General features: G+C 70.4%; 13 protein-coding genes and 1 tRNA gene. 3 read left to right on the top strand and 11 right to left on the bottom strand.

Annotation, left to right across the window (positions count from 1 at the left end; all coding sequences use genetic code 11):
* The 6 genes from DN771_RS24575 to DN771_RS24600 all read right to left on the bottom strand — a co-directional run.
* Positions 1 to 1,214 (bottom strand): hypothetical protein (locus DN771_RS24575; RefSeq protein WP_193615409.1); only part of this gene is annotated, 1,214 nt, incomplete at its 3' end.
* 212 nt (positions 1,215 to 1,426) lie between these two features.
* Positions 1,427 to 2,818, bottom strand: coding sequence for a ribonuclease E domain-containing protein (locus DN771_RS24580; protein ID WP_162942375.1), 1,392 nt, complete (start codon positions 2,816 to 2,818; stop codon positions 1,427 to 1,429).
* A gap of 120 nt (positions 2,819 to 2,938) precedes the next feature.
* The gene (gene pth / locus DN771_RS24585) at positions 2,939 to 3,562 is read right to left on the bottom strand and encodes an aminoacyl-tRNA hydrolase (RefSeq protein ID WP_117000222.1); all 624 of its coding nucleotides are present in this window, start codon (positions 3,560 to 3,562) and stop codon (positions 2,939 to 2,941) included.
* Between the two features lie 24 nt (positions 3,563 to 3,586).
* Entirely contained in the window at positions 3,587 to 4,261 is a 675-nt protein-coding gene (locus DN771_RS24590; protein ID WP_117000223.1) for a 50S ribosomal protein L25, read from the bottom strand.
* Between the two features lie 320 nt (positions 4,262 to 4,581).
* Positions 4,582 to 5,595 (bottom strand): ribose-phosphate diphosphokinase, encoded by a 1,014-nt coding sequence (locus DN771_RS24595; protein WP_205528757.1) that lies wholly within the window; start codon positions 5,593 to 5,595, stop codon positions 4,582 to 4,584.
* 118 nt (positions 5,596 to 5,713) lie between these two features.
* Positions 5,714 to 6,754, bottom strand: a complete 1,041-nt coding sequence (locus DN771_RS24600; RefSeq protein ID WP_162942376.1) for a bifunctional UDP-N-acetylglucosamine diphosphorylase/glucosamine-1-phosphate N-acetyltransferase GlmU — start codon at positions 6,752 to 6,754, stop codon at positions 5,714 to 5,716.
* Between the two features lie 80 nt (positions 6,755 to 6,834).
* Between DN771_RS24600 and DN771_RS24605 the strand changes: the two genes are divergently transcribed.
* Together DN771_RS24605 and DN771_RS24610 are read left to right on the top strand one after the other, a co-directional pair.
* A tRNA-Gln gene (locus DN771_RS24605) sits at positions 6,835 to 6,908 on the top strand.
* Between the two features lie 67 nt (positions 6,909 to 6,975).
* The gene (locus DN771_RS24610; RefSeq protein ID WP_015442868.1) at positions 6,976 to 7,068 is read left to right on the top strand and encodes a 30S ribosomal protein bS22; all 93 of its coding nucleotides are present in this window, start codon (positions 6,976 to 6,978) and stop codon (positions 7,066 to 7,068) included.
* A 46-nt stretch (positions 7,069 to 7,114) separates the two neighbouring features.
* Here the strand turns inward: DN771_RS24610 and DN771_RS24615 are convergent, their stop codons facing one another.
* The 5 genes from DN771_RS24615 to metG all read right to left on the bottom strand — a co-directional run bounded on the left by DN771_RS24615 (position 7,115) and on the right by metG (position 11,605).
* On the bottom strand, positions 7,115 to 7,882 hold the full coding sequence (locus DN771_RS24615; protein ID WP_193615410.1) for a 4-(cytidine 5'-diphospho)-2-C-methyl-D-erythritol kinase: 768 nt from the start codon (positions 7,880 to 7,882) through the stop codon (positions 7,115 to 7,117).
* Entirely contained in the window at positions 7,879 to 8,718 is an 840-nt protein-coding gene (rsmA, locus tag DN771_RS24620) for a 16S rRNA (adenine(1518)-N(6)/adenine(1519)-N(6))-dimethyltransferase RsmA (RefSeq protein ID WP_117000225.1), read from the bottom strand. The genes DN771_RS24615 and rsmA overlap by 4 nt, the downstream gene beginning before the upstream one ends.
* Before the next feature lie 4 nt (positions 8,719 to 8,722).
* Positions 8,723 to 9,208, bottom strand: coding sequence for a hypothetical protein (locus DN771_RS24625; protein WP_117000226.1), 486 nt, complete (start codon positions 9,206 to 9,208; stop codon positions 8,723 to 8,725).
* A gap of 91 nt (positions 9,209 to 9,299) precedes the next feature.
* Positions 9,300 to 10,088, bottom strand: coding sequence for a TatD family hydrolase (locus DN771_RS24630; protein ID WP_162942377.1), 789 nt, complete (start codon positions 10,086 to 10,088; stop codon positions 9,300 to 9,302).
* On the bottom strand, positions 10,085 to 11,605 hold the full coding sequence (gene metG, locus DN771_RS24635; protein ID WP_117000228.1) for a methionine--tRNA ligase: 1,521 nt from the start codon (positions 11,603 to 11,605) through the stop codon (positions 10,085 to 10,087). Before metG ends, DN771_RS24630 begins: the two co-directional genes overlap by 4 nt.
* A gap of 115 nt (positions 11,606 to 11,720) precedes the next feature.
* On the opposite strand from metG, the gene DN771_RS24640 reads away from it, so the two are divergent.
* Entirely contained in the window at positions 11,721 to 12,545 is an 825-nt protein-coding gene (locus tag DN771_RS24640; RefSeq protein WP_117000229.1) for a thioesterase family protein, read from the top strand.
* Position 12,546 lies beyond the last annotated feature (1 nt).

Below are 12,546 nucleotides of genomic sequence, written 5' to 3' on the forward strand. Positions count from 1 at the left end.
GGATCGGTGTCCACCGGCGGATCCGTCTCCACCGGCGGATCGGTCTCCACCGGCGGATCCGTCTCCACCGGCGGATCCGTCTCGACGGGCGGATCGGTCGGATCGGGGGTGTCCGTCGGCTCGGTCGTCTCGGGGACCTCGACGCAGTCGGTGGGGAGGTCCACCACGTGCACGTAGATGTACTCGTCGTGCAGGAGGATCGGGTTGACCGAACCGAGCGGCTGGTCGGCGATCACGTCGGCCTCGTACATCTGGACGTAGACGGGGACGGGGTTGTCGGCGGGCGTGACGAAGGTGTCGTCGGGCGGCAGGTAGCTCAGCGACGAGAGGACCGACTGCACCTGCTCCTCGGTGCCCACCACCGAGAACGACCCGGCGATGCCGAGCGGCGTGTAGGCGAAGCCACTGGTGTCGGCGCCGACGAGCAGCGTGCCGCGATCGGAGGTGCCGGGCGGGTCGATCCTGACGAACGCCACCAGGCAGTGCCCCTGACCCTGCATCGTCGCCGGCACGTACGTGCAACCGCTGCTGTCGAACGGCGGGTCGATGGCGATGTTGCGGGCCTCACCGGTGACGGGGTCGGGCGCCACCGTGAAGTCCAACTGGACGCCGCGGGGCGTGTAGACGTGCCGGGGAAGGTTGGTGAACCACGAATCGACGGCACCGACCATGTCGGTGACGTGGATGGCCACCTTGCGGGTGCTGAGCCCGCCGCCTCCGGCGTCGTAGCCCTCCACCGTGAAGGGCACGGGGGCCCCACCGTCGGTGGTGAAGGCGGCCGGCGGGACGTACGTCACGCTCGCCAGGGCCGCCTGGAGGGCGGCCTTCGGTCCGGTGACCGTGAAGTCGGCCTCGCCGCTGCGCCCGGCGCCGACGTAGGCGAGCTGGGAGTCGTCGATGGTGACCGTCCCCATGCCCGGCGTCACGGCGAAGTGCGCGCCGGCGCAGTTGCCGACGTAGTCGTTGGTGGCCGGGGTGTTGACCACGCACGTGGCGTCGTCGCCGCCGAACTCGATCGCCAGCGCACGCGAAGCCCCGCTCACGGGGTCGGTGCCGCTGAACGGCAGGGGCGTCGCCAGCTCGGTCCACACCTCGCCCGGCGCCGAGCTGACGCTGGCGGCCGAGGCGCCCAGGCTGGGCACGAGGGACACACCGCCGACGGTCAGACCGGCGGCGACGAGGGGGATGACCTTCCGGCCACGGAATGCGCTCATCGGGAAACTCCTTCATCAGAACGACTCCTCGTTGAGCCGTCGTGCCGTTCATGAGCGCGGCCGTCCCGACCGCTCGCGACTTTTCGTGAAGTTTTCCGATGGGACCGGCGACGTGCCGCCGGGGCCCGGCGGACGCGACCGAGGGACGGTGCGCACCGTTCGATGCACACCGTCCCTCGTTCGGGTTGCCCCGTCGGACGGGGCGGTGTCGGTTACCGGTTCGACGTGTCGCCGCGAGCGGCGAGCAGGGCGACACCGCTGGCCGTCAGCAGACCGGCGAAGGCGGCGATCAGCAGCGTCGGTGAACCGGTTTCCGGAAGGGTGCCGCCGGGAACCGTGGTGTCAGGCGGGCAGGTCGGCAGCGGCACGAGGCCGGCGAGCGGGCGGGAGAAGCCGAACGAACCGGGCAGCGGCTGCTGGAGACCGGGCTCCGGAACGGTGGCGATCGTGAGCGGCGGGATCGAGATGTTCGGGATCGGGATCGTCGGGATCGTGGGGATCTCGAAGTCGTCGGGGATCGTGAACGTCGGCGGATCGGTCTCCACGGGCGGATCGGTCTCCACGGGCGGATCGGTCTCGACCGGAGGCTCCGTCTGGACCGGAGGTTCCGTCTCGACCGGAGGCTCCGTCTCGACCGGAGGTTCCGTCTCGACCGGAGGCTGCGTCGGGTCGGGCCCGTCGGAGCACTCCGGTGTGACGGGGCACTCGGGCGTGGGCACGGGAGCCAGTCCCGGGCGGGAGAAGCCGAACTGGCCGTTGGGCGGCACCACGAGCACGGGCGGAGCCGTCGGCAGGACGTCGATGCTCGGGAACGTGATGTTGGGGATCGGGATCGTGGGGATCGTGGGGATCTCGAGATCGTCGGGGATCGTGAACGTCGGCGGATCGGTCTCAACGGGCGGATCGGTCTCAACGGGCGGATCGGTCTCAACGGGCGGATCGGTCTCAACAGGCGGGTCCGTCTCAACAGGCGGCTCCGTCTCCACGGGCGGCTCGGTCACCTCGGGGACGTCGTCGGGCTCGGTCGTCCCGGGGACCTCGGGGCACTCGACGGGCGGATTGTCGGTGACGTGGATCGACACGTACTGCGTGTCGAGCCCGCCGCCGCCGGCGTCGTAGCCCTCCACCGTCATGGGGACGGGCGAGGCGCCGTCGGTGGTGAACCCGGGTGCCGGCACGTAGGTGATCGAGGCCAGGGCGGCCTGGACGTCGGCGATCTTGCCGGTGATGGTGAATGTGTAGTCGCCGCTGACAGTGCCACCGACGTAGCCGACCTGCGAGGCGTCGACCGTGATCGTGCCCGTACCCATCGGGACGTAGAAGTGGGCCCCGGCGCAGTCGCCGGTGTAGTCGTTGGTCGCCGGGACGTTGACGACGCACGACGTGTCATCGCCGGCGAAGTCGATGGCCAGCGCGCGCGACAGCCCGTTGACCGGGTCGACGCCGGTGAAGGCCAGGGGCATGTCGACGCCCGTCCAGGCCTCGGCCGGGAAGGCGGTCACGCTCGCCGCCGAGGCGGAGAGGCCACCGGCCAGGGTGAGCCCACCGACGGTCACACCGGCGGCGAGCAGGGGGATGACCTTGCGGCCACGGAATGCGCTCATGGGGAACTCCTTCGTCTGCCGGCCCGTCAGTGGGCCGTTCGTGACGTTCATGAGCGCGGGCCGCCGGCCCGCTCGCGACTTTTCCGGGATTCTTTTCGGGCTGCTTCGGTCGCCCGGAGCTCAGGCCTCGGGGACCCGCTTGGTGTTGAAGCGGCGCATCGCCGCGTCGGGCGACTCGGCGACGATCAGCTCGACCGCGTCGGCGGCCTCCTGCACGGCGACGTCGAACAGCTCGCGCTGACGAGTCGGCAGCTTGGAGAGCACGTGGCCGGCCCCGCGTTCCTTCGACGGCGGCTTGCCGACTCCGATGCGCACGCGCACGAAGTCTTGCGTGCCGAGGTGCTGGACGATGCTGCGCAGCCCGTTGTGCCCGGCCAGTCCACCGCCGACCTTGACGCGCACCGTGGTGGGCTCGAGATCGAGCTCGTCGTGGACGATGACGAGCTTGGCTGCGTCATCGATGCCGTACCGGCGCACGAGCGACCGCACGGCGAGGCCCGATTCGTTCATGTACGTGAGCGGGAAGGCCAAGACGACACGCGGCGCGTCGGTGCCCGGGGGGCCGAAACGGGCCTCGCCCACCAAGGCGTTGTCCCGTCCGCCCTTCATCGCCGCGCCGTGGCGCTCGGCGAGCAGGCTGACGACCTGTTGGCCGACGTTGTGGCGCGTGCCGGCGTACTCCTTGCCGGGGTTGCCCAGCCCGACCACGAGGTGGTCGAACGGTGTGGTGGAGCGGCCGCGCATCGCGCTGGCGGTGCGGCCGGCCGACTACTCGGCGGCGGCGTCGCCCTCGGCGGCAGCCTCGCCGCCCTCGCCACCCTCGGCGGCCTCGGCCTCCTGCTCGGCAGCGGCCTCGGCGTCGGCCGCCTCGATCTCGGCGACCTCGCCGCGCATCGTGAGCACGGTGACGACCGGCGACTCGGGATCGCCGGTGGGCGTGACGCCCTCCGGCATCGGCACGTCGGCGAGACGGATCACGGTGTCGAGCTCCATGGCGCTGATGTCGATGACGAACTCGGCCGGGATGTTCCGCGGCGTCGTGACGACTTCGATCGAATCCACGGCCGGGTCGACGAGACCGTTGTTCTGGGTGACGGCGTCGGCCTCGCCCTCGAGGCGCAGCGGCACCGAGACCGTGATCGACTCGTCGAGGTTCACCTGGATGAAGTCGACGTGGCTGACGTTGCGGCGCACCGGATGGCGCTGCAGGTCCTTGACGATCGCCGGGTACACCTTGCCGTCGACGGTGAGGTCGAGCACGGTGTTGAAGCCGGCGGCGCCGGACACCGCGATTCGCAGGTCACGGCGGTCGACGGCGATCGACAACGGCTCCATGCCGTGGCCGTAGAGCACGCCGGGGATCTTGTTCTCGCGGCGCAGGCGACGCGACGCGGCGCTGCCGGTCTCGCGGCCGGTCTGGGCATTGAGGACGGTTGACGCCATGGCGAGGTGTTCCTTGCTTCGTTCGGTTCGTGCGGGGGGCGCGACGGCGCCCGAGCCGGCTCGCAATCCTATCCGGCCCAAGGCGAAATCGACCCACGCCTCGGCCACGCCAGGCAACGCGCGGATGGAGACCGGTCGGAGGACGACCAACGCGCGGTCGCCGTCGGGGGGTGCTCGAGGGGGGATTCCCCCCCTCGATGCGGCGATCAGCGCAGCTTGCTGCGCCGCCGCCTCTTTCAACTCTTCAGTGCGAGCGAAGCGAGCTCGAATCAAACTCGCCGCAGGCGAGCGAGCGAAGCGATGCTCGCCGAGGACGAAACTCAGGCGAGATTTTCGCCGTCGAAGATCTCGCTGACGGAGGTGTCGTCGAAGACGGCGTTGAGGGCCTCGGCGATCAGCGGGGCGATCGAGAGCACCTCGATCTTGGGCAGCTGCTTCTCGGGCGGGAGCGGCAGCGTGTTGGTGAGCACGATGCGTTCGATGCGCGAGTTCTTCAGGCGGTCGACGGCCGAGCCCGACAGGACGCCGTGGGTGGCCATCGCCCACACCTCGGTGGCGCCCCGGTCCATCAGCAGTTCGGCGGCGCCGACGATGGTGCCGCCGGTGTCGATCATGTCGTCGGTCAGCACGCAGAGGCGGCCGTCGACGTCGCCGATCACCTCGATCGCCTCGGCCACGTTGGCCGTGCCCTTGGGGCGGCGCTTGTAGCAGAAGGCCAGGTCGGCGCCGCAGTCGCCGAGGTGCTGGGCCATGCGCTCGGCCACCTTGATGCGCCCGGCGTCGGGCGACACGATCACCGGCTCGGTGCAGTTGTGGCGCAGGTACTCCTCGAGCACGGGCAGGGCGGTCAGGTGGTCGACCGGCCCGTCGAAGAAGCCCTGGATCTGGCCGGCGTGCAGGTCGATGGAGATCATCCGCTTGGCGCCGGCGGCCTTGAACAGATCGGCGACGAGGCGGGCGGTGATCGGCTCGCGCCCCTCGCTCTTGCGGTCCTGGCGGGCGTAGCCGTAGTAGGGACAGACGGCGGTGATCCGCTTCGCCGAGGCGCGGTAGGCGGCGTCGATCATGATCAGCTGCTCCATGATCGAGTCGTTGACCGAGTGCAGGGAGCCGTCCTCGTGGGTCGTGCCGTAGTGGCTCTGGATGATGAAGACGTCGCTGCCCCGGACGCTCTCGGCGAACCGCGGCTTGATCTCACCGTTGGCGAACTCGACGATCTTCACCTGGCCGAGCTCCATGGAGAGCTGGGCGGCGACCTCTTCCGCGAGTTCGGGGTGGGTGCGACCCGAGTACAACGCCAGCCGCTTGGTTGTGACCTTCTCGATCTCGGTCAACTCCCCACCAGTCCTCTCGTGGTCGCAGTGCGCTCACAGTGTAGGTCCACCCCCTTCCCACGGCCAGATTCCGCCCGCCGGGCAGGCGACACACCCGCGTCCGTGGACGCGTGGCGGCTCAGAGCGCGGAGGACGGCCCGAGGTGGGCGAACGGCCCGACCACCGTGCCGGGCGCGATGGTGGCCTGCTCCCCCACGCTGAACTGGATGCGCACGTCGTCGCCGACCCGGCAGTCGACGAGGCGGGTGGAGGGCCCGATCTCGCACCGGTTGCCCACCACCGTGCTGCCCTGCAACATCACGCCCGGGTACAGCGTGACGTCGCGCCCGAGCTGCACCGTGACGTCGATGAACGTCTGGCGCGGATCGAGCATCGTCACGCCGTTGAGGAGCCAGCCGCGGTTGGTCCGCGACCGGAGCTCCCGCTCGGCGAGGGCGAGCTGCCACCGGTCGTTGACGCCCTGCGTCTCGGTCGCCGGCGCCTCGACGGTGCCCACCCGGTGACCCATGCCGGCGAGCATGCCGACGACGTCGGTGAGGTAGTACTCGCCCTGGGCGTTGTCGGGCGACAGCTGGCGCAGGGCGGGGCCGAACAGGTCGCGCCGGAACGCGTAGATGCTCGTTCCCACCTCACGCACCTGGAGCTGCTCGGGGGTGGCGTCGCGCTGTTCGACGATGCCGACGACGTCGCCGTCCTTGCCGCGGATGACCCGCCCGTACCCCGTCGGGTCGTCGAGGACGCTGGTGAGCATCGTCGCCGCGTTGTCGTTGGCGACGTGCGTGGCCACCAACTCGTCGAGCGTCTCGGGGAGGAGCAGCGGGGCGTCGCCCGGCAGCACCACAACCGTCGAGTCGTCGTCGAAGTCGTCACCGGGCAGGGCGGTCATGCCGTAGGCCGCGGCGTCGCCCGTGCCCCGCTGGGTGACCTGTTCGACGAACGCCAGGTTCGACCAGGCGGGCGCCAGCTTGGAGACCTCGCCCATCACGCGGTCGGCGCCGTGGCCGACGACCAGTGCCGTGGTCGTGGGTCGTAGGGCGTGCAGCGCCTCGATGACGTGGAGCACCATCGCCCGACCGCAGATCATGTGGATCGGTTTCGGGCGGTCGGAGCGCATCCGCGTTCCCTCCCCCGCGGCCAGCACGATCGCTGCAACACTCATCGCTTCGCACCGTACCCCCACCGGACGGTCGGACCCACGCATTCCGTCGCCTTCCCGCGCTACCGTTTCGACGGCGACTTTCCGGGGTCGTTCAATGGTAGGACACCTGGTTTTGGTCCAGGGTATAGGGGTTCGAGTCCTCTCCCCGGAGCCACGGCGCACGCGAACGTGACCCGTCGGCTACCGCATCGGCGGGGCCAGCCGATAGCGTGGCGGCCCTTATGGGTTCGTTGATCAAGAAGCGGCGCAAGCGGATGCGGAAGAAGAAGCACAAGAAGATGCTCCGCCGCACGCGCCACCAGCGCCGCAAGTAGCTCCGCGTTCCACCACGTCGTCGGACCGCTGGTCAGGCGGGAGTGGTCAGGCGGAAGTGGTGGTCTCGATGACCGTCGCGCCATCGCGTTCGGTGGGCGCCAGCGTCTCTGCGTGGCTGCCCTCCACGAACCATGTCGCGCCGCTCCCGGCGAGCACCGGAGTCGATCCCACGAGCGAACCGATACGGTCGCGCCACCACGACAGGCGTGGCTCGACGCGCACTGCCGCCGGTTCGAGATCGTTCGGCCCGTCCGCGGTCGGACCGCCCAGTTCGTCCCACGCCCGGTACACCGCCGGCGTGCTGACCGACAGCGGCGGCACGACGAGCGTGAACGTCCTCACCGTCGGCGTCATCGGTTCGATCCGCTCACCGATGCCCAGGACCCGCGCCCGGCCACCGACGAGGCAGAACGGCACGTCGGCGCCGAGCCCCACGGCGACCTCGAGGTCGGTGACACCGGCCCAACGCAGGATCGCCGCGGCGTCGGCGGAGCCGCCGCCGAGCCCCCCACCGTTGGGGATCTGCTTGACGGCGTGCACCGCCGCCGTCCGTCCGACCACGTCCAGCGCCTTGAGCACCAGATTCGAGCGGTCGGTCGGCACCCCGTCGGCGAACGGACCCGACACGACGAGCGACGATTCGGCGACCGCCGGCTCGACGCGCAGCGTGTCGGCGAGATCGAGCGTGACCATCTCGGCGTCGATGAGGTGGTAGCCGTCCGGGCGCACGCTCGTGACACGGAGCGAGCACGTGAGCTTGGCCAGAGCGCGGAGCACCTGGGGCTCGAACGTGATGTCGGCGCCCACACTCACGTGTCGGCCCCATCCGTCGTTCCATCGGACCCGGCGACGGCGTCGGTGAGCCGGCACCACGCCGCCACATCGAGCTCCTCGGGGCGGGCCGTGGGCGCCACTCCGGCCGCCTCGAACTGCTCGTCGGTCACCAGGCCGGCGAGTGAACGGCGCAGCATCTTGCGACGCTGGCCGAACCCCGTGCGCACCAGCCGGAACAGCGGCTCGGGGTCGGTCTCCGGCGGTTCACGGCGTTCGATGGCGACGAGCGCCGACTCGACGTTCGGCCGCGGCACGAACACCGAGGCGGGAACGAGGCCCACCACCTTGGCCGTGGCCCAGTAGGCGACCTTGACCGACACGGCCCCGTAGGCGGGGGTTCGCGGGGCCGCGGCGAACCGCTCGGCGACTTCGCGCTGCACCATGACGAGCATGCGGGCCACTTCGGGCACGCCGTCGAGCAGGTCGCAGATCAGTGGCGTGGCGACGTTGTACGGCAGATTGGCGACGAGCACGACACGACGGCCGGCGAGCAGCGCCGCCCAGTCGAGCTCCATCGCGTCACCGCGGACCAGGGTGATGTTGCCGATCCCGTCGATCACGGACTCGAGGGCGTCGGCCAGACCGCGATCCACCTCGACGGCGGTGACGTCGGCGCCCGTCTCGGCGAGGGCGAGCGTCAACGAACCGAGGCCGGCTCCGATCTCCACGACGTCGTCACCGGGACCGACCCCGGCGAGGGCGGCGATGCGCCGGACCGTGTTGGGGTCGGCGACGAAGTTCTGGCCGAGCTCGCGGCGTGGTGCCAACCCGCGGTCGGTGAGCAGGTTCCGCACCGCGGGGCGCGAATGGGTCATCGTGCTACTGACGGATCTCGACGTGGATCGGCGCGGCGACCAGGTCGGCGATCGACTGGAAGTTCGAGGTGTGCATGACCAACGTCTCGGACTCACCCCCGCTGAGGTAGGCGATCCGGCAATCGATCGAGCGTCCGTTGGCGACGTTCACGACGGTGACCCGTTCGCCGATCGCCAGACCGTTGAACTCACATTCGTTCCACGACACCCGTGCGCTGTAGGTGGCGACGGCGGTGGCGACGGCCTGATGGGGTTCGCGGCCCACCGCGATGGTGGGCACCGTCGGCGCCGTGACGGTGACCGTGGGCTGCAGGTAGACGGCGCCACCCGCCCCCATCGGGTCGAACTCGTCGGGCCGGTCCCCTGCCGTGGAGTGGTCGGCCTCACCGGGATCGATCCCCGCAGCGGCGACGTTCGGGCGCGCCGATCCGGGACCATCCCCACTGCGGTTGACCAACCAGATGGTCGGAAGCGCCAGCAGGGTGATCACGGTGGCCAGCAGGATCCGGCCGCGGTCACGGTCGTCGAGTCTCAGGGTTTCTCCGTGTCGTACAGGAAGTTTCAGTCTACGCGGGAGACGCTCAGGGCTGTGAGTCGGGCGGATCGAGCCGGAACAGCCGGCGCGCCGCGTCGCCTGTGGATAACCGTATCCGATCAACCGGCTCGTCGTGGACCGCGGCGAGGCAGGTCCCGACCAAGAGCACCCACGCCGGCCGGTTGGGCTTGCCCCGATTGGGCACCGGGGCGAGATACGGGCTGTCGGTCTCCACGAGCATCCGGTCGAGCGGGCAGAGCTCGGCGGCGGCCCGCACGTCGGCGGCGGTCTTGAACGTGACGATGCCCGAGAAGCTCAAGGCTGCACCGCGGTCGAGACACCGCCGGGCCTCGTCGGGCCCACCGGTGAAGCAGTGGAACACCGTGCGCTCGGGCGTGCCCACGGCATCGAGGACGTCGAACGTGTCGGCCCATGCGTCGCGCGTGTGGATGACGAGGGCCAGGTCGAGCCGGATGGCCAGGTCGATCTGGGCGGCGAACACGTCTCGCTGCACGTCCCGCGGTGAGTGGTCGTAGTAGTAGTCGAGCCCGCACTCCCCCACGGCGACCAGTCGGCGATCGCCGGCGTCGAGGAGATCGACGACGGTGTCCACGCCGTTGTTGGCATCGTGAGGATGAAGGCCCACGGTCGCGTAGACGTCGGCGTTGGCGTGGGCGCACTCGAGCGCGGCGATGGACGTCGGGCGATCGCATCCGACGGCGATCATCGTGACGACGCCGGCGTCCCGGGCCTCGGCGAGGGCGCCGGCTGGGCCGCCTGGCATCCGCTCGTCGTAGACGTGGCAGTGGCTGTCCACCCAGCCGTCGCCGCTCACGGCTTGATGCGGGGGAAGAGGGGGTCGCCCTTGGTGACGGGCCGGCCGGCGGCAGCACCGCTCCATTCGACGTCGCCGGGCACGCGCTGGTCGCTGACCAGGCCGTCGAGACCGAGTCGCTCCCAGATCCGCTGCGTGGTGGCCGGAATGGCGGGCGAGGCGAGCACGGTGACGATCCGGAGGGCCTCGACCGCGTCGCCGAGCACGACGTCGACGGCCGGCCCGGGCTCGGCCTTCCACGGCTCGTTGGCCTCGAGGTAGGCGTTGGTCGCCCGGATGAGCGACCACGTCGCCTCGAGGCCGCGATGGGGCGCGATCTCGTCCCACGCCGTGATGGCCGCCGTCACGGCGTCGGAGGCGGCGGCGGCCAGCGGGCTGTCGGGTGAGGCGGCCGGGGCGATGCCGCCGCACTTCGAGCCGACCACCGTGGCGACACGCGACACGAGGTTGCCGAGGTTGTTGGCGAGATCGGAGTTGTAGCGACCGATGATGCCGTCGCGGGTGAAGTCGCCGTCATTGCCGTAGGGGGTGTCGGCGAGCACGTAGTAGCGCAGGCCGTCGACGCCGACGGTGTCGACCATGTCGAGGGGCGTGACGACGTTGCCGGTCGACTTGGACATCTTCTCGTTGTCGACGAGAAGCCAGCCGCCCACCGCGTAGCGGCGGGTCGGCTCGATGCCGGCCGACATCAGCATCGCCGGCCAGTACACACAATGGAAGCGGATGATGTCCTTGCCGATGAAGTGGACGTCGGCCGGCCACCACGTCTCGAACGCCGTCTGCGACGCCTCGTCGGTGGCGCCGAAGCCGACGGCGCTCATGTAGTTGGTGAGGGCGTCGAACCAGACGTAGGTGACGTGTTTGGCGTCCCACGGCAGCGGGACGCCCCACGTGAGGCTGGTGCGGCTGACCGAGAAGTCCTTGAGCCCCGAACGGATGAGGCCGAGCGCCTCGTTGCCGCGGAACTCGGGCACGATCGCGCCGGGATGGGCCTCGTACCAGTCGAGCAGGCGCTGTTCGAAGCGGCTGAGGCGGAAGAAGTAGTTCTCCTCCTCGAGCACGTCGACCGGGGTCTTGTGGATCGGGCACAGATCGACCGGGAGCAATTCGTCGTCGGTGTAGTACGCCTCGCAACGCACGCAGTACTTGCCGCGGTAGTAGTCGAGCTCGATGTCGCCCGCGTCGTAGCACCGCTGGAGCAGTTCGGTGACCGCCGTGTAGTGCCGCGGCTCGGTGGTGCGGATGAAGTCGTCGTTGCTGATGTCGAGCGAGTCCCACGCGGCGGCGAAGCGCGGGGCGATGCCGTCGGCGAACGTCTTGGGGTCGAGACCGGCCGCGGCCGCCGCCTGTTGGATCTTGAGGCCGTGCTCGTCGGTACCGGTGAGGAATTTGACGTCCTCGCCGAGCAGCCGGTGCCAGCGCGAGACGGCATCGGCGACGATGGTGGTATAGGCGTGCCCGATGTGCGGTTCGTCGTTGACGTAGTAGATGGGGGTCGTCGCGTAGAACCTGCTCACGGCCCGAAGGGTACCGATGGCATGTCGCCACGGCTGACCGGGACGACCGGCCGGCGACGGCGGTCACAGTTCTACGATCAAACCCAGCGCCCGGCCGGTTCGTAGGATCGCGCAGATGGCATCAGCGTTCGAGACGGCGACCGCCGCCACCCGGCGACCCGACAGCCCCGGTTCCCGTTCGGTGTACGACGGTGCGGTGGCCGACGGCTGGGACATCGGTGGTGTCGCCAACGGTGGGTATGTGTTGGCACTGGCCGCCCGGGCGATGGCCGACACCGCCGGCCGACCGCCGCTGTCGGTGACGGCCCACTACCTGGCGCCGGGCCGACCCGGACCGTGCGTTGTCGAGGTCGAGCCGGTGCGGATCGGCCGGCGCATGGCCACCGTGGCGGCGCGTCTGACGCAGGGCGACACCGAGGTGATCCGCGTGCTCGGCACGTTCGGGGCGCCGCCGGCCCCCGACGGGGAGCCGATCGCCACCGTCGCGCCACCCGCCGACCTCCCGGACTACGAGCACACCCCGACGATGGAGCGCTTCTCGCCGACGATGGCGCCGTCAGGCTTTCCCCGACAGGTGGAGATGCGCATCCGCCCGGGCGACGAAGGGTTCGCCGTCGAACGACCGACCGGCCGGGCCGAGCTCGCCGGCTGGTTCGCCCTGGCCGGTCAGGCGCCCGGCGACGCGATCGATGCCATCGGGCTGCTGCTCGCGGCGGACGCCTTCTTCCCACCGGTGTTCAACGCCGGCGTCACCCCGGGGTGGGTCCCGACGCTCGAGTTGACCGTGCACATCCGGGCCGTGCCGGCGCCAGGGCCGGTCGCCGCCCGCTTCCACAGCGACGTGATCGCCGGCGGGTTGCTCAACGAGGACGGCGAACTGTGGGACTCGACGGGCACGCTCGTCGCCCAGTCGCGCCAGCTCGCCCTGATGCCCCGCTGAC

Origin of the sequence: Desertimonas flava, from assembly GCF_003426815.1 — a bacterium.
GTDB classification, from domain to species: Bacteria; Actinomycetota; Acidimicrobiia; order Acidimicrobiales; family Ilumatobacteraceae; genus Desertimonas; species Desertimonas flava.

Excerpts from the sequence above, each read along its gene's own strand:
- DN771_RS24610 (WP_015442868.1), top strand. The coding sequence starts at position 6,976 with ATGGGTTCGTTGATCAAGAAGCGGCGCAAGCGGATGCGGAAGAAGAAG.
- DN771_RS24640 (WP_117000229.1), top strand. The coding sequence starts at position 11,721 with ATGGCATCAGCGTTCGAGACGGCGACCGCCGCCACCCGGCGACCCGAC.
- DN771_RS24590 (WP_117000223.1), bottom strand. The coding sequence starts at position 4,261 with ATGGCGTCAACCGTCCTCAATGCCCAGACCGGCCGCGAGACCGGCAGC.
- rsmA (WP_117000225.1), bottom strand. The coding sequence starts at position 8,718 with ATGACCCATTCGCGCCCCGCGGTGCGGAACCTGCTCACCGACCGCGGG.
- DN771_RS24580 (WP_162942375.1), bottom strand. The coding sequence starts at position 2,818 with ATGAGCGCATTCCGTGGCCGCAAGGTCATCCCCCTGCTCGCCGCCGGT.
- pth (WP_117000222.1), bottom strand. The coding sequence starts at position 3,562 with ATGCGCGGCCGCTCCACCACACCGTTCGACCACCTCGTGGTCGGGCTG.
- DN771_RS24600 (WP_162942376.1), bottom strand. The coding sequence starts at position 6,754 with ATGAGTGTTGCAGCGATCGTGCTGGCCGCGGGGGAGGGAACGCGGATG.